We start from the raw sequence: 15,989 nt of genomic DNA on the forward strand, positions 1-15,989 counted from the left end.
AACATCCGTTTGCGCTCTTCGGCCGTGCTGGAAACAGTGATATCGAATACGGGTTACCGCCGTGCTCCTGCGCCGGAAATTCGATCAGGGTTGCGGATCCGGCCGCACGAGCGTTGCTTACGGAGATCCAGCCCGATCGCGGTGATGATGTGGCCCCCTGGCGGTCGACCTGCTTTCGAAAGATCGAGACGCCAGAACCCTCACATCTGCTGATGCATAAGGTTGAGATGTTCACCCTGTTGCAGGCATTCATTCGTTTTCCGGCGTTCGAAGCGGTCTCCCAGCCAGCTTGCGCGCTCCTTCAGCCTCCCCAGCGAGGCGCGAAGTTCCTCGGCGTGGTCTGGATCGTCCAGCACGGCAAGGGATTTCGTTTCGGCGACTTCCCGCAGAAAATCCGTCGTGATCTCCAGGTCGTTCATTGTCTCGTAGCCGAAGGCGTTGTCCTGCCGCCACATCCAGGCTTCCGGCCCACCGCAGTCTTCCTTCGGGCAGTCGCCGTCTCCTCCCTTGCATGCCGGATAGTGAGCGCCAGGTTTGACTGGCTGGCGCTCCTCCAGCCGGATCTCGTGCTTCCAGGGAATGTTGAGGTCGTATTCGTACAGGAACCGGCTGCCTTTGCGCAGCTTCAATTCGCCAAGCGTCATGGTCGGGGAACGGGCACCCGTCTCCCACGAGCCGTACCGCGCCGTGTGAATGATGAATTGGTAAAGGTGGATGCCCTCCCATCCCATCACGACCTGAAGGACGCCATGAAATTCGCGCAGCGTCGTCGTCGAGGCAACCTGAACCCGACGCCACACCATCGGGTTCACGTTATTTAGCCAGACGCGGAACTGCAGGATGAAAACCTCATCCTCCGAGGCTGCCGCCTTTCCGACAGTTTTCCTTGCTGCCCGTTTTGCGCTCTTCACACCCGCCGATCCCATCGAAATTCAACGGGGACGGCATACTTCGTTTAACCATGCCCCACAAATCCTCATGCTCCCAAGTTCCACCCGACTTGCCGCTAGCCTAGCAAAGGTGAAAAGCGCCAGGATGATCGCGAGTTGATAGAGCGACCAAAGTTGCGCAAGTTCAGCAAGCTGGACCTGGAGCCAAGCCAGAATCTCGAAAACCAACCCTTTGATGTCCATGCCGCAGTTTAGACGGGATGGCACGGCCGGCAAGCAAGTTGGAAAAACGTCCTTGCATGGAAGTGGTCGATCTCGATCGAACGCAGCTCTTTTCGTTCCCGGCGAACACGTGGCAACGATTTGGCTGGTGGCATCAACATTCCTACCTAAAACCCCAGTCGATCCGAAATCGACGTTCTGAGTGACAAGCAGGCAATTTTTCAGGATTGTTGCCGTGACGTTAAAACCTGGTTTTGCAATGGTGCCGAAACCGAAATTGCAGCCTTGGCCATCATTGTAGCGATATCGGATCTCCACTTGGCTGTCGCAGGTGGGTGGAAGGCGGCGACGCCGACGCCGACTGTCCACCAAAAGCCCTCCATAAATCAGCTTGCTTCCGGAGGCACTTCCACCAAAGCCTATCGTCAAACCGAAAACCGGGGGCCCCGGGCCTGGTAAGGCGTAAGACCGTATGTCGGCTTCTGCCGATGAGGTGGCTCGCCCTCCACTGCGCGTCCGAGGGTTGCTCGGACGAGCCGAGCCCATCCTCACCACAGGAGGACATACGGCCTTACGGTAAGGCCATGGATCAGACCCTCAGACGCTGGTTCTGGCAGCGTCCAGGTAAAGCTGATAGTCCAGACTATCGGTGCCGCCAGCCGATGCACTGGTTGGTCAACTTGAAGCGATCGATGCCACGGTGATCGCGCAATTTCTTTTCGCTTCTCAAAGTGCCCTTCCAACGACTATCGAACAAGTCGCGAGGCTCGGGCGTTATAATTGGCTCGTGCGCTCGAAGAAATGGTCGAGCCTGAGAGCATGGGGCATGGCGATAGCCAAGCGCCGCGGCATGGCGCGGGCGCGCGTGGCCGTGGCCCGCAAGCTGGCGGTCATCCTGCACCGCATGTGGGCCGACGCGACCGAATTCCGCTTTGGAAAGGAGCCTGCCGCCCTGGCGGCGTGAACGGCCAAGAACATCGAAGGAGCACAAGCAGAGCTTTCGCCCGAACGGGCGATGCCCGGATCGTTCCGTGGGGACGATGGGCGAGGCGATCTCGTTGAGAGTCCCGAACCTGCCGCCAAACCGGGCAAGGTCGTGAAACAGATTGAGACGCCTCGCTCTCCTGACCCCATCATGCGGCGGCCAAAGGCGCCGACCGCGAAGAGAAGCGAGTGACCTGCGGAACGGCCCAGGAAAAAAAGTAAAGGAGCACCTTGACCTCACCCACCCCAATCAGAGAGGGCTCTTTGCTCGACTTTGTACGTTTAGGTGGCGAAGCACAGGGCTTGCGCCATTCGCAGAATGCGCTCTGGCGGGATATTTTGTCGTTCCCGGTTTGGCGGGGAGTGTTGATTAATGTCGCCGATCCAGATTGCGAGGCGGACGGCGCCGATGGCGTCGCTAAACGTCAGGCTGGTTTTTCGGTACCACGCTGCGGCGTATGGGGTGGTGGTGCCGGTGAGCAGATCGCAGGCCCATAGCGATATGAAGCTGTAGAGCCCAAGCAATGCCGGGGTGGTTCGTGCAATGGCCTTGTCGGACCATTGCCGCTGGGTCTCAACGCCAAGGTGGGCACGGGTCTCGGCGAACGTGACCTCGATCTGCCAGCGGCGGACGAACAGGGCGATGACGTCGGCGGGCTCGAGTGTGATGTCCGTGCTGAAGAAGGCTTGAGGGGCGCGTTTGCCATCGGGGTCCCGGACCAGCACCCAGCGGATAGGCATTACCGGGGTGCCGGGCCTGTACCACAAAGCGGTATCAGACGTGATCTCGAGCGTCTTACCGTCGACATGGCCATACCAGGCGGACACGATGATCCTGGCCCAAGTCGTGGCGGGATTGGACAGGAGTGTCTTGAGCTTTGGTAGCGCTGGACCTTTTTGCGCTGGCCGGCCGACGGTGCGCGTGGTCCGCTTTGGCGGTGGCGCAAACAGGCTGGCATCCAGTCGCAGCCGGCTGATGAGCGTTGCCCTGGCAGTGATGGCATGGGCCAATTCATGGACGGCAAAGCTGCTGTCGCCCACGAAGATGATGCGGCGCCCTGGCAGCCAGCGACAGAGTTGCAGTGCGCCCTGCCGCGCCCAGTCGGTCAGCAGCTTATGGCGCCGCCCACGTTGATGGTCGGATCGCTCGGACGGGGCAAGCAGGGTCAAGACCGGCAAGGCCTTTACCAGGCTCGTCCATGGCACCGGGGTCAGCACCATGAAGCTCAACCATCGCAGGCCACTGGCTTTGACGAAATGGCCATGGCTGGAGCGCACTGGATCCCGGTAGATGCCCCGTGCGCTGATCCGGCGTCCCCATCGGCGTTCGATGGTGTCGTCCATGCCAATGACGATGGGGCCATCGGGCACGAGCCGTTCGACCAGGAGGCCCAGCAATCGCCTGGCAATGGCACGGGGGCTCCAGCAGGCTCGGTTGAGGATCTGGTGGTAGCTTGCAAAGTTGGCCGCCTCGGCCCGGCCGGTCATGCGCAAGCAGGAGCTGACGGTCCGCTTGCCCGGCGCCAACAAAGCTCCCATGACCAGGCCCGCCCGGGGCTGCGGCAGCTATGATTGCACAATGGAAAAGGACGACATGGCCCTGCGCATCGAAGCGTTCGACGAGGCCAATGGCGGCGGCGTTGGCTGGTACAAGGACAAAGGTGCCTACCACCTGCACCTGCTGGCAACCGAGGCGCCGATCGCCCGTCTCAAGCCGACCGGCAGAGGCGATGAGGTCAGGATCGCCTACTGGTCACACCGGCGAAAATGGGAAGACATCGACGATATGGGCGGCTGTGTCCTGCCCCTCAATCAGGCGCTCAGCCACATCGCAACCAACAGCCTCTTCTGGACCTGGACCTGACCAAAAACGTACAAAGTCGAGCTTAGGCTTCGTCCAACAGTTTTTTATCGGCGCTCGCACCATGGCGCATCTCGTTCGGCGGCTACCGCGCCGCCAATCTAAAAACCCTCTATATGCGGAGCTTCACACGACCTGACAGGTCCCAATGGTTTGGCTGCACTGGTGCGCGAGGCCGTCGCCGATCCTTTCGCACCAAACGCTGAAAAGCTCCTATCCGATCACGCATCACGCATCGCGTTGTCGGCACTGAATTTTCTCTAGGCCATGGCTCGCGCTTCGTATCAGAAAATCCGCCCCTGTCGCCCATATCGCTGGGGTGCAGGGTTTGCGGAATTAGTCGTCTGCTTCGAACCGGTTACACCCATCCCCTTACGGCGAACTGCGGGTTTGGCCCGCCATGTCTTGATGTAGATATGGCCTACCGGCCCCGCCCCTTGGTTAACAGGCATCAAAAAGCGCTGTTGATATTGGACACATCTCACCAACCTGAAATTTAATGTTTTGTGGGAATTTGGCGATTCAAATTGGGTCGGCGGAGCATCTGGAGTATGATTAGACAATTCGGAAGCGACAGGCGTGGCAACTATGCACTGATGACAGTGCTGGCGATGGTGCCGCTGATGGGTGCCCTTGCGATAGGCGTCGACTACACCGAACTGACGCGCCAACGGCAGGACACGTTGAATGCGCTGGATGCCGCCGGGATCGCCACCGCCCAGCAGATCGTTACCGGTGCCAGCGACACTGCCGTCAAGGCCTATGCCAAGAGTTTCTTCGAAGCCAATCTCGGACCCATCAGTCCGGCGAACGCGACGCTGTCCGTTACGCTGCCTAACAACAATACGGGTGGCGGCACATTGAAGCTCTGCGCCGCCATGACGTACCAGCCCTATTTCCTGCCAGTGGCGGTCAAGCTGTTGAACGGCTCGGCGAACAGTACCGATATCAATTTTTCGGCGTGCTCCGAAGTTCGGCTGAAGAATACGCTGGAAGTCTCGCTGGTGCTCGACAATTCCGGTTCGATGGCCGAACTCGGTCACGGCTCGAACAAGGTCAGGTTCGACCTTCTCAAGGATGCCGCGAAGCAGCTGGTCGACCAGCTTGCGGGTCAGGCACAGCAGATGAAGCAGGTCAGCAAACCGGTTCAGTTCAGCCTGGTTCCGTTTGCCGCTTCCGTCAATGTCGGGCCGACCAATGCCGACGCGACATGGATGGATACTGCCGGAGTATCACCAATTCAACATGAGAATTTCGACTGGACGACCATGAGTTCGAGCTACTCGTCGACCAAATACGCGCAAAATGTCGGCGGCGTCTGGTACGCGAAAGGCAGCGGCTGGGATGCGACCCAGAAAGACCAGCCGTTGACGCGTTTTTCAATCTACAGCCAGATGAAGCGCATGGTGACGGCGAGCTCATCGACGACGACATGCACAGGAAAAGGCAAAAACAAAACCTGCAATACAACCACCACACCGGCGACTTATGCCAGCGTCGCCTCCTGGGGCGGTTGTGTCGAATCTCGTCCTTATCCTTACAACGTTCAGGATACGGCGGCTTCAACCTCGACACCTGCAACCCTGTTCGTGCCGATGTTCGCACCCGATGAAACCGACAATACCGACAGTTCATCTCGACCCGCCAACAACAACTGGGAAGATGACATTTCAACCGGCACCGATGCCGAGCGCCAGCGCTATATGCCCAAATATTTCAATGTTGGCACCACTGTTACTCCAGCTTCCGGCATGAATGCCGGACCGAATACGAGCTGCAGCACCACGCCGATCACGCCGCTGACCGATGTATCGTTGTCGGCTGGTGCAACCACCGTCAAGTCGGCCATCGACGCCATGGCGGACAGCGGCGCCACCAACGTGCCCCAAGGCATGGTCTGGGGCTGGAGAACCCTTTCCAGCACCGCTCCCTTTACCGGAGGCAGACCAGAGACGGAAAAGGGCAACGACAAGGTGCTCATCGTGCTCACCGATGGCGCCAACACTTACTATACGCCAACGTCGGTAACGGCGCAAAGCTACTCCGGCACCAACTGGAACTATGGCGGCAATGATCTGAGGTGGTGCCGGATTTTGAGACAGGGGCATAAGGTGGATCGCCCGATGAAGAGGACGATCCAGTATGAAGACACGCAGACGGTTTACGGCCGATTTCAAGGCCAAGGTTGCGCTTGAGGCGATCCGCGGCGAGCGGACGATTTCTGAACTGGCGACGAAGCATCAGCTTCACCCCAACCAGATCACGCAGTGGAAGCGGCAGGCCATCGAGAACCTGGCCAAGGCGTTCGACGACAAGGCCGCGGATGCGCAGGTCGGCCGGGAAGCCGAGGTAACGAAGCTTCACGCCAAGATCGGCCAGCTCGTGGTCGAGCGGGATTTTTTGGCCAAGACCTTCGATCGCTGAGCCTGGATCGGAGGAGAATGATGATCAATCCCGATCACCCACGGCTCTCGATCCGCCGCCAGTGCGAGCTTGTCTCGATCTCGCGGGCGTCATTCTATCGACAGCCCGTCGACGAGACGCCCGAGACCCTCAAACTGATGCGCGTCATCGACGAGGCCTTCATGGAAATGCCCTGGTATGGCTCCAGACAGATGGCGCGGCATCTGCGGCGTCAGGGTTGCTGCGTCGGCCGCAAGCGGGTCCGGCGGCTGATGCGCAAGATTGGCTTATCGCCGATCTACCAGGCGCCGAAGACCAGCACGCCGCATCCTCAGCACCGCATCTATCCCTACCTGCTGCGGCACCTGGCGATCGAACGGCCGGACCAGGTCTGGTGCGCCGACGTGACCTATATCCCGATGCGGCGCGGCTTTCTCTACCTCGTCGCCGTCATGGACTGGTTCAGCCGCAAGGTGCTCGCCTGGCGGCTGTCGAACACGATGGATGCCGACTTCTGCGTTGCCGCGCTTGAAGAGGCGATCGCCCGCTACGGCAGGCCCGACATGTTCAACACGGATCAGGGAAGCCAGTTCACCAGCTTCGCCTTCACGTCGACGCTGAAGGACGCTGGGATCCGCATCTCCATGGACGGGCGCGGCCGCTGGATGGACAACGTCTTCATCGAGCGGCTATGGCGAAGCCTCAAATACGAATGCGTCTTCCTCAGCGCCTTCGAGACCGGCAGCGAGGCGCGCAAAGGCATCGGTTCCTGGATTGACTATTACAATCGGCTGCGCCCGCACTCTACCTTCTCCGGCAGGACGCCCGACGAGGTCTATGCTATCGCAGAAATGACGGAGCTATTGGCGGCGTAGAAACAACCCCGATCCACCTTAGCCAAGCCGCCAAACTGTCTCACCAAGCGGGACCACCTCAATCTTGCCGGAGCAAAAGCCATCTACTCAGCCCTTGGGTACATCAAGCCTTACAACAACACCTACAGCTATGGCCGCATGTTCCTCGGCACGAGCAGTATTGTCAGCAAGGCGGATTACTCGAACGCCAACTACACTAAGGCGATGAACGAGTATTTCACCACGCTTTGCAACAACGCAAAGGCTGCCAACATCATGGTCATGACCATTGGGCTTGACCTTGATGCATCCAACCCGGCTGAGAAAGCTCAAATAGACGCTCTGAAAGCCTGCTCGTCCGATTCCCGCTTCAACAAAGATCCGGCGGACCCAACCGGCAAGACGGCGAAGAAGCTGTTCTGGAACTCGACAGGCGCCACCCTGGCCGACGACTTCAAAGCGATCGGCAACGAACTGTCCAATTTGCGCATCGTCAGCTGACCGGCAAAGGTCTACCGCGAGACGCCCCGATAATTGTACGTTATGTTGCACCATGGCCTCGTCGCGTTCGTACTTGGCGTCGACGTGGGAGTCGACGAATTGGAATGAGGCGATCGAAGTAAGCGCGCCCGAAAAAGGCGGGCCGGCGATGAGTTTGGATCCGGCCAAGGTCACCACAAAGCCTCGGCCAGGGTGGCGTCGCCTTAACGGATATGCATTGATCTGAGTGATATCCGCGGGTGATGACAAAGCTTTCAAACGCGGACACGGTAGCGCGCTACAAGCGGCACCGCTTTCCTGCCGAGATCATCGCCCATGCGGTATGGCTCTATTATCGGTTCCCGCTGAGCCTGCGTGACGTTGAAGACCTGCTTGCCGAGCGCGGGATCGATGTCTCGTTTCAGACTGTCGCAGAATGGTCCGCAAAGTTCGGCCGCCAATTCGCCCATGAACTCCGGCGACGCTCGCGCGGTAACTTTGCCGACAAGTGGCATCTCGATGAGATGTCTCCATCAAAGGCAAGAAGTACTGGCTGTGGCGCGCCGTTGATGCTGACGGCTACGTTCTCGATGCTCTGCTGCAAAGCCGCGAAAACAGAAAGGCCGCTCTTCGGCTGATGCGAAAGCTGCTGAAGAGCCAGGGCATCACGCCACGCGTGATGGTAACGGACAAGCTGCGCTCTTACGATGCAGCAAAGCGGGAGATCATGCCGGGTGTCGAGCATCGTTCACACCAAGGCCTCAACAACCGCGCCGAGAATTCACACCTTCCTGTGCGTCGACGAGAGCGACGCATGATGCGGTTCAAGTCAGCGCGACAATGCCAGTGCTTCGTCTTTTCCATCTTCATCGAAAACACCTGACCGCCGCCGATCATCGCAAACTCCGTGCCCACGCCATCACGACCTGGCGGGAAATCTGCTTGTCGATTGAGGCGTGAAATTCGCTCCGAAGAAACTATCGCGTCCTGGGCGCGGTTAAGGCGACGCCACCGCGGCAACTATTCCTCGGCCTTGAACTTCTTGGCTTCCTCCTTGCCGTGCTCGGCTGCAAGGTCCTTCGCCTGCTTTGGCGAGACCTCGGTTTGCTCTGCGATGTTGAAAGCCTCCTTGTCGGAAAGCCGGACGTTTTTGCCACTGGATTTGGTAGCCATCGAAAATCTCCTGGTTGTTGGGGAAGTAACGCCTTGAGGCGCCGCCGTATTTTTCCATATTAATGACGCGGGCTTGTTGATTGTGACGACGCTTTTCTTTATCCAGCGGCGCAACGGAGAGGTGGCCGAGTGGTCGAAGGCGCTCCCCTGCTAAGGGAGTAGAGGTCAAAAGCTTCTCGTGGGTTCGAATCCCATCCTCTCCGCCAAATTCATTTATTTCATTGATATAACCGGGAACAAGCCGCGCGTGGTTGGAGATTGCCGAAGAGTGCCATCTGCCGACCGGCCAGGGTCGAACGAATCAAGCCAAACAGATGGCACGCCGCCCTGTTGCGCGTAGCGGCACGCCTAACATAACACAAAAAGCCCGCCGAAGCGGGCCGTTCCGTTTGTGGGGGCGGCGGCTCAGGCGGCCTCCTTCGTTTTCTTCGGCTTGACCGGCGTCTCGGAAGCGATGCTGCCTCGATCGTCCCGCACGTAATTCATGACAGCGGCGTATTGCGTGCCGGTGCGGCGACCATCGCCGTGCTGCCATTCGAGGAACACGTCGCCGCCGTCGTTGAAGTGCATCCCAGTGCCGCGCTTCTGATTGAAGGGAATCTGCTTCAGACTCCAGACCAGCGGCGAGCGCATCCGGTCAAGGTCGGTCGCGTCCGATATCTCGCTGCGAACCTGTTCAAGATCTTCGTTGGCGTCCTGCACCATACCCACAACGCGCTGAAATGCGCTCTGATCACCGGCGTCCTTGAGAAGCTTACCGAACACGCTCAGCGTGCGCACCAGATCGCGCATGGTGTTGACCTTGTCTTCCATGTCAATCGCGTGCTCGTTGCGAGCTTGGCGCCTGCGGCGATGTCGTAGATATCCATTTTGTTTCTCCTGATTCACGAAAATCGTTACCATTCACACAAAGCGCGAATCTTTAAGAGTGTCAACGGTTTTCGTTTATGGTAGACGAAAAGCCATCAATATCGGGATGTCTTAATGTCGCTAACGCCAGAACAGTCACGTGCGGCCAGGGGCTTAAAGGATTGGTCTCAGACACAGCTTGGGGAGGCCTCTCACCTAAGCGAAAGCACCATTCGCAACTTCGAGAAGGGCCGGAGAATACCTTCAATCAACAACCTTGCCGCCATCCGCTCAGCGCTCGAGGCGGCCGGCATCGAGTTCATCAACGGAACAGGCGTGAAGTTGCGGACGTGAAGCGGTATCGAGTGCGCTCCAAGCCCACCCCGATCCACAAACTCACGCCAGCCCAGATAGCGTTTGTCGACCGACTCACCGCATCCAAGAACGGCGTCAATATGGATGCGCTGGAGTACCGTGAGATCGTTGCATATCAGGAACTGCAGATGCTCGGCATGGCCGACATGCGGATCGGCAAGCGCCGCAAAGTCACCATCGTGCTAACCGATTTCGGGGCACAGGTCCGAGCTAGTGGCTATGTGTTGCGAAAGCCGGTCGTTCGGCTAACCGAGCCGCAGATCGCGGCGCTTAGGTTCCTTGCTGGCGAGCGCCGGCATTACCCGGATATTCCTGCGCATATGATTGACGTATGTCGCCGCATGAGCCTGCGCGGTTGGGCGGCTTGGGAAGATGATGTAGTTGGTCAGTTCTGGGTTAGGATCACTATGGACGGGTTGAACATCCTGAAGCTGGCGGATGCCACATTGAATTAGACCCCTTCATTGAACTAAAACCCAATCGCCGAATATCGGAAGCAGCCAACACCGCCCGGCTGGTCGGTGCAGTGCGTGCCGAGCGCATAGCCCATTCACCGACAATGGATCGGTGGCGGAGTAGCGATTTACGGTTTGAGCTTGTTCCGTCCCGACGATACGCCGCGATTCAGGTCGTGCGGCGATGATCATAAAGCCTGCCGTCTTGACCGGATTGGTGTTTTCGCGCGAGTTCATGGAACCAGTCACCCCGAATTTTCGTTGCTCTGTCGAAAAGGGAGACTCCGTCATGAAACTGCTACGCACCGTGCCGATTGCCATTCTTGCGTGCGCCTTGGCTCTTTCGGCCTGCGCCAACACTGTTCGTGGTGTCGGCAAGGATGTCAAATCCACTGCGAGAGCTGTCGATGAGACCGTCGAGAACTGATATGTCAGCGCTTCAGACGTCAGCGAATGAAACAGCTCTGCTGACGGCCTGGTCTGGCCCTACTGAGCCTTGTCAGTCGCATGGACCGATGCAAGCCCAACAAAGCCAGAGTCTCTTGAAGGACGGGGTTGCGTCGACAAACGAACTTTTTAGTTAATAGGCCCAGAAATCTGCTTAAGCGCCGTAAACCTTCGAAAGCTTTCCGCGCTTCAAGATCACCCGGCTTCTGGTAAGGTTTTCTTCATCGTCATTCCCTTTTGCAAAACCTCGGTCGACCAATATCAAGCCGACGCCGAATTGAAAAGCCCCGCAGGCCGGGAGCCTGCAGGGCTTGTTTAGTGCACTGGACCGCAGGGGGGACTGGTTGGTCCACCAGAACAACTCGGGACCAGCGCGAAAGTTCCCGCCGTCAACGAAAAAGCCCGCCAGGTGGTACCGGCGGGCAGGTTTCTGGAGTGCCAGGGATCATTCTGGCATAGATAAACGAGCGGCGGCGGAGATGGTTGCGCATCCATTAGGAATCAGTAATGTTCTGGCCGCCGGACCAGCAAAAATCCGGTGCGGCCCGGTTGTACCTCCTCTATCCCCCGCAGCCGGGCCGCGCTTCTCAATGAGCCGCCAGCGCCAGCACGACGCCAGTTATGAATACGACGCGGTCAGACCAGCCGTTTTGAGTCCGAGCGCAACCAAGCCTGCTCCGCAATGCACGCGACCGCCATGGCATGCGAATAGTAGATCTCGCTCATGTAGAAACGCAAACGCGGCAGAGCCGACCAATACAGCCACGGCTACGCCCGCATAGATCAGCGTTTTGAAGATTGTCCAAAACATTTGCATCTCAGCGGCCGGCGCCGGTAGCGTGGAGGGAGATTGCCTAAGCTGGCGCCGGCCTCACGGGGTTGGGACCCCGCTAGAGCAGAATCTGATCACTCTGGCTCGTATCCAGCGGCGCTGAAGTAGTTGGTGCATTCCTCGGGAGTGAAGCTTGGCAGCGCGTCTCGGATTGCGTCCCAAAGCTGGGGATGTTGCGAGCGGCGGCTTTCCTGAGGATCGACTTCAGCTTCGAGAAGGCATTTTCGATCGGGTTAAAGTCAGGGCTGTAAGGCGGCAGGAAGAGCATTCGCGCGCCCGTCGCTTCGATTGCTTGGCGTGCGGCGGTGACTTTGTGCGCCGGCAGGTTGTCGAGGATGACGATGTCGCCAGTTCGAAGCGTAGGCGCTAGTACCTGCTCGGCATAAGCGGCGAACCATTCACCCGTCATCGGTCCGTCGAGGACCATCGGCGCCGTCATGCCCGTCAGGCGCAATGCGCCTGTAAAAGTGGTCGTTTTCCAGTGCCCGTGCGGGATCGGAGACCGGCACCGCATGCCTCGCTTTGCCCGTCCACGCAGGCGAGCCATCTTCGTCGACGCGCCGGTCTCGTCGATAAAGACCAACCGTTCGGGATCGAGATCAGGCTGGGCCTTGAACCAGGCGCGACGCCGCGCGAGCACGTCGGGCCGATCCTGCTCGCTGGCGTGCGCCGTTTTTTTTGAAGGTCATCGAGTGACGGTCAAGAAAGCGCCAGATCGTGCTCGGTGCAAACATGACCGCATGCTCCGCTCTGAGAAACTCAGCCAACTCGACCAGCGTGATGTCGTCCCGACCTTCGATCGCCGCCAGGATCGTATCCCGATAGGCCTCGATCCGCTGGGAGCGCTTGTCACCGCCTTGGGGCTTTGCCCGCGTCGCGCCGCTCTCTCGCCATTCGCGGACCCAGCGCACCGCGCTTGCAGCGGCAACACCAAAACGATCCGCCGCCGCCCGCCGCGACAGCCCACCCTCAACCGCTGCGATCACCCGCGAACGCAGATCCTCCGATATGGGTCTAGCCATGCCTGCTGGCCTCCATATCCAGCAGGCATCATGAATCAGATATTCTCGCCGATGGGAATCCCTCGCGATTCAATCAGATCAGATTATGCTCTAGCTGAGCGGTAGCTGATTCTGTCGAGCCGGTAAGTACGCGACAATTACCTACGCGTAGTGCCGCTCACCAAGGCAAGCGATCCCCGGTGCGGTCAAAAAAACCGCCGCTCTCGCGCGGCGTCATTCTATCGAGGCACGACATGATCGCCGCAGCCGCATCGCGAGCGGCCTGCACGGCAAGACCTGTCTTGCCTAGCGCGGTTACAGTTACAGGCCAAGGAAATCAGCGAGAGCCTTGGCTCATTCCCCGCAGCCGAAACATAAATCCGACCGCAACATAACAGGTGATATGTTCGGCATAACATATTAGCCGCTTCTGCGACCTGTTCCGCAGCTTTGAGAAGCGGCTGTCGCCGACCATGCGGCAGGAGCATGTCGCCGGCGACAAGGTCTTCGTGGATTACTCCGGCAAGAAGATCGCCATTGTCGATCCGCTGACCGGCGAGATCCGGGAGGCGGAGATCTTCGTCGCCGTCCTCGGCGCATCGGGCTGCACCTACGCGGAAGCGACCTGGACGCAGGCACTGCCCGACTGGATTGGCGCGCATGTGCGCATGTTCAACTTCTTCGGCGGTGTTCCCCGCCTGATCGTGCCGGACAACCTGAAGTCCGGCGTCAACCACGCCTCCTTCTACGATCCGGAGATCAACCGCAGCTACGGCATGATGGCCTCGCATTATGGCGTCGGCGTTCTGCCGGCCCGGCCGAGGCGTCCAAAGGACAAGGCCAAGGTCGAGAACGGGGTTCGCTTTGCCCAGACCTGCATTCTCGGCCGGCTGCGGCGGCAGACGTTCTTCTCGCTGGCCGAGGCCAATGATGCGATCGCCGGGGCCGTCGATCGCATCAACGACCATGTCATGCGCCGCCTTGGCGTCAGCCGCCGCCATCTGTTCGAGACCGTGGAACGGCCTGTGCTGGCAAGCCTTCCCGCCCAGGATTACGAGTTTGCCGAATGGCGCCTGGCCCGTGTCGCCACCGATTATCACGTAGAGTTCAAGGCGTTCTTCTATTCCGTGCCGCATGGCCTGATCCGCCAGCAGGTCGACATCCGCGCGACGAGCAGGGCGATCGAGATCTTCCACCGTGGCAAGCGCATTGCCATTCACCAGCGCCGCTATGGCGGCCGGCGCTACGGCACAAACCCTGAGCACATGCCCAGTTCCCACCGCCGATATGCCGAGTGGACACCGGACCGCTTCCGGCGATGGGCCGCTTCCATTGGGCCGCAAACCGAGGGGCTGATCATCGCCATTCTGGCGAACCGGCCGCATCCCGAGCAGGGCTTCCGGACATGCCTGGGCATCTTGCGTCTTTATCGCGATCTCCATCGCGATCACGCCGAGGCCATCTCGGCCCGCGCCGTCGAGATCGGTGGGCTCACCTGCAAGAGCATTGCAGCGCTCATTGCCAACCACAAAGCCACCCGGCCGGCCGCCGGCCCCGGCGCCATCATCGATCACGCCAATCTGCGTGGTCCCGGTTACTTCCATTAACGAGAGACAAGATCATGCTGACCCATCCCACCCTCGATATGCTACGCGATCTCGGCCTGCACGGTATGGCCAAAACCTTCCAGGACCTTGATGCGCAGCCGGAATCCCGCGCCCTCGATCATGGCGAGTGGCTCGCCATCCTGCTCGAGCACGAAGCAACAGTGCGGCGCCAGAAGCGCTTCGAGGCCCGTGCCCGCGCGGCCCGGCTGCGCCATGACGCGCAGGTCGAAGATACTGACTTCCGTGCCGAACGTGGTCTTGATCGTTCCCTGTTCCTCAAACTCGCAAGCTGCGACTGGATCCGACAGCGTCATGGGCTCCTGTTGACCGGCCCGGCCGGCGCCGGCAAGAGCTGGCTTGCCTGCGCCCTCGGCCACAAGGCTTGCCGCGAGGACTTCTCCGTCGCCTATCATCGGGCCCCCCGGCTCTTTGCTGAGCTTGCCCTGGCAAGGGGCGACGGCCGATACGCCAGGATGCTGAAGATGCTGGCCAGGACCGATCTGCTCATTCTGGATGATTGGGGCCCCGAAAAGCTCAATGACGATCAACGCCGTGACCTTCTCGAGATCATTGAGGATCGCTACGAGCGGCGTTCCACCATCGTCACCAGCCAAGTGCCCGTCGATCGCTGGTACGAGATTATCGGAAATCCCACCATCGCCGACGCCATCCTCGATCGTCTCGTGCACAATGCCTACCGCATCGAACTGACCGGCGAGAGCATGCGAAAACAGCGGGCCATCGCCCTGCCGAAAGCGGTTCAGGCTTGACCCGAAACGAAACTCGAACCAAACCTCAACAACGACCCAGGTGATGTCCAAAGGTGGCCGGCTTCAAATCGGAATCCCGGCCGGAATGAAATCGGAATGGGTGGCCGGTGATTGATCGGAATCCACGGCCGGCTTCGTCGGAATCCGCCATCTGTTGGAGGACCGTGATGCGCATGGTGATGTGAAAATAGTCGAGAACGTGCTCCGCGTTGGGACGCATGTAATATTGGAGGTCGCGCAGATTGCAGGCGCCATCCGACATGAACGTCACCTCCTGGTTCATCGCGATTCCCTGGCTCACCAGAAGTTCGTGCAAACGGCGTTTCGGCTTGTCGTCGTGCCCCGCCACAAAGCCAAATCGACGTATCGGTCCTTCTTCGGGCACGGATTTGCCGACGATCACCTCGAAATTGGTCGGTCTATCGGTCCAACTGCGTACGTAGCCGCCATCGATGCCTATCGTTACAGGCGGTCCTGGGATCGGCATCTTGTTCCATTCGGCCTGGCATCCACTCGCGAACATGGCTTGCTCGGGGCCGAGCTCGGCTTCGAGGCGCTCGGCGACGCGCAACGCGTCGTTCCTGATAGTCGACGCGTTCACGGCCCCGTCGATCGGCAATACGTCGGCCAGCAAAGCGGCAGTGATACCGTAGGCCGCAAGTGACGCCCAGCGCGCCTCGAGCGCAAGCAGATCGGGAGTAACGCGTTCGGGCAACGCTGCCACGACAGGCGCGACAAAGCCGGCCATCGCTTGGCATCGGCAGCGTCGATCACCTGAGCACCGGT

At 59.5% G+C, this 15,989-nt stretch carries 14 protein-coding genes, 1 tRNA gene and 4 pseudogenes; 12 read left to right on the forward strand and 7 right to left on the reverse strand.

Annotated features, from left to right (window positions below):
* Window positions 1-200: 200 nt before the first annotated feature.
* Window positions 201-911 (reverse strand): plasmid pRiA4b ORF-3 family protein, encoded by a 711-nt coding sequence (locus tag GA829_RS34220; protein WP_258052439.1) that lies wholly within the window; start codon window positions 909-911, stop codon window positions 201-203.
* Between the two features lie 21 nt (window positions 912-932).
* A complete protein-coding gene (locus GA829_RS37705) occupies window positions 933-1,658 on the reverse strand; it encodes a spore coat protein U domain-containing protein (RefSeq protein WP_374940446.1) in 726 nt (241 codons plus the stop codon).
* 235 nt (window positions 1,659-1,893) lie between these two features.
* Between GA829_RS37705 and GA829_RS34230 the strand changes: the two are divergent.
* Window positions 1,894-2,076: pseudogene (locus GA829_RS34230) on the forward strand (IS110 family transposase); the annotation flags it as partial.
* Between the two features lie 302 nt (window positions 2,077-2,378).
* Here GA829_RS34230 and GA829_RS34235 read toward each other — a convergent pair.
* The gene (locus GA829_RS34235; RefSeq protein ID WP_374940447.1) at window positions 2,379-3,623 is read right to left on the reverse strand and encodes an IS701 family transposase; all 1,245 of its coding nucleotides are present in this window, start codon (window positions 3,621-3,623) and stop codon (window positions 2,379-2,381) included.
* 52 nt (window positions 3,624-3,675) lie between these two features.
* On the opposite strand from GA829_RS34235, the gene GA829_RS34240 reads away from it, so the two are divergent.
* From GA829_RS34240 to GA829_RS34260, 5 genes and pseudogenes are all read left to right on the forward strand, one after another.
* Entirely contained in the window at window positions 3,676-3,960 is a 285-nt protein-coding gene (locus GA829_RS34240; protein WP_195180226.1) for a hypothetical protein, read from the forward strand.
* A gap of 548 nt (window positions 3,961-4,508) precedes the next feature.
* On the forward strand, window positions 4,509-6,152 hold the full coding sequence (locus GA829_RS34245; protein ID WP_258052441.1) for a pilus assembly protein: 1,644 nt from the start codon (window positions 4,509-4,511) through the stop codon (window positions 6,150-6,152).
* Window positions 6,100-7,235 (forward strand): IS3 family transposase gene (locus GA829_RS34250; protein WP_374940362.1). Its coding sequence is split into 2 segments (ribosomal slippage): window positions 6,100-6,370 and window positions 6,370-7,235, totalling 1,137 coding nucleotides; the frame shifts between segments, so codons are not numbered across the junction. Before GA829_RS34245 ends, GA829_RS34250 begins: the two co-directional genes overlap by 53 nt.
* A gap of 138 nt (window positions 7,236-7,373) precedes the next feature.
* Complete coding sequence (locus tag GA829_RS34255; protein ID WP_374940448.1) at window positions 7,374-7,715, forward strand: hypothetical protein; 342 nt, start codon at window positions 7,374-7,376, stop codon at window positions 7,713-7,715.
* A 242-nt stretch (window positions 7,716-7,957) separates the two neighbouring features.
* Window positions 7,958-8,654, forward strand: a pseudogene (locus GA829_RS34260) (IS6 family transposase).
* Between the two features lie 60 nt (window positions 8,655-8,714).
* Here GA829_RS34260 and GA829_RS34265 read toward each other — a convergent pair.
* Window positions 8,715-8,867: a hypothetical protein gene (locus tag GA829_RS34265; protein ID WP_195180227.1), complete on the reverse strand. Its 153-nt coding sequence runs from the start codon at window positions 8,865-8,867 to the stop codon at window positions 8,715-8,717.
* Between the two features lie 115 nt (window positions 8,868-8,982).
* Between GA829_RS34265 and GA829_RS34270 the strand changes: the two genes are divergently transcribed.
* Window positions 8,983-9,073 (forward strand) — tRNA-Ser (locus GA829_RS34270).
* A 199-nt stretch (window positions 9,074-9,272) separates the two neighbouring features.
* Here GA829_RS34270 and GA829_RS34275 read toward each other — a convergent pair.
* Window positions 9,273-9,680 (reverse strand): hypothetical protein, encoded by a 408-nt coding sequence (locus tag GA829_RS34275; RefSeq protein WP_195180228.1) that lies wholly within the window; start codon window positions 9,678-9,680, stop codon window positions 9,273-9,275.
* 171 nt (window positions 9,681-9,851) lie between these two features.
* On the opposite strand from GA829_RS34275, the gene GA829_RS34280 reads away from it, so the two are divergent.
* From GA829_RS34280 to GA829_RS34290, 3 genes are all read left to right on the forward strand, one after another.
* Window positions 9,852-10,070 (forward strand): helix-turn-helix domain-containing protein, encoded by a 219-nt coding sequence (locus GA829_RS34280; RefSeq protein ID WP_195180229.1) that lies wholly within the window; start codon window positions 9,852-9,854, stop codon window positions 10,068-10,070.
* 11 nt (window positions 10,071-10,081) lie between these two features.
* Window positions 10,082-10,546, forward strand: coding sequence for a hypothetical protein (locus GA829_RS34285; protein ID WP_195180230.1), 465 nt, complete (start codon window positions 10,082-10,084; stop codon window positions 10,544-10,546).
* Between the two features lie 289 nt (window positions 10,547-10,835).
* A complete protein-coding gene (locus GA829_RS34290; protein WP_195180231.1) occupies window positions 10,836-10,973 on the forward strand; it encodes an EncA/B family entericidin in 138 nt (45 codons plus the stop codon).
* A gap of 926 nt (window positions 10,974-11,899) precedes the next feature.
* Here GA829_RS34290 and GA829_RS34295 read toward each other — a convergent pair.
* Window positions 11,900-12,847 (reverse strand): annotated as a pseudogene (locus tag GA829_RS34295) (IS630 family transposase).
* Between the two features lie 401 nt (window positions 12,848-13,248).
* Between GA829_RS34295 and istA the strand changes: the two are divergent.
* A pseudogene (gene istA, locus GA829_RS34300) lies at window positions 13,249-14,433 on the forward strand (IS21 family transposase); the annotation flags it as partial.
* Window positions 14,434-14,447: 14 nt separating this feature from the next.
* Entirely contained in the window at window positions 14,448-15,203 is a 756-nt protein-coding gene (istB, locus tag GA829_RS34305) for an IS21-like element helper ATPase IstB (protein ID WP_195180232.1), read from the forward strand.
* Between the two features lie 25 nt (window positions 15,204-15,228).
* On the opposite strand, the gene GA829_RS34310 is transcribed toward istB, so the two are convergent.
* Window positions 15,229-15,951 (reverse strand): hypothetical protein, encoded by a 723-nt coding sequence (locus GA829_RS34310; RefSeq protein ID WP_195180233.1) that lies wholly within the window; start codon window positions 15,949-15,951, stop codon window positions 15,229-15,231.
* Window positions 15,952-15,989: the final 38 nt, after the last annotated feature.

This window comes from Mesorhizobium sp. INR15, from assembly GCF_015500075.1.
Lineage (GTDB): Bacteria > Pseudomonadota > Alphaproteobacteria > Rhizobiales > Rhizobiaceae > Mesorhizobium.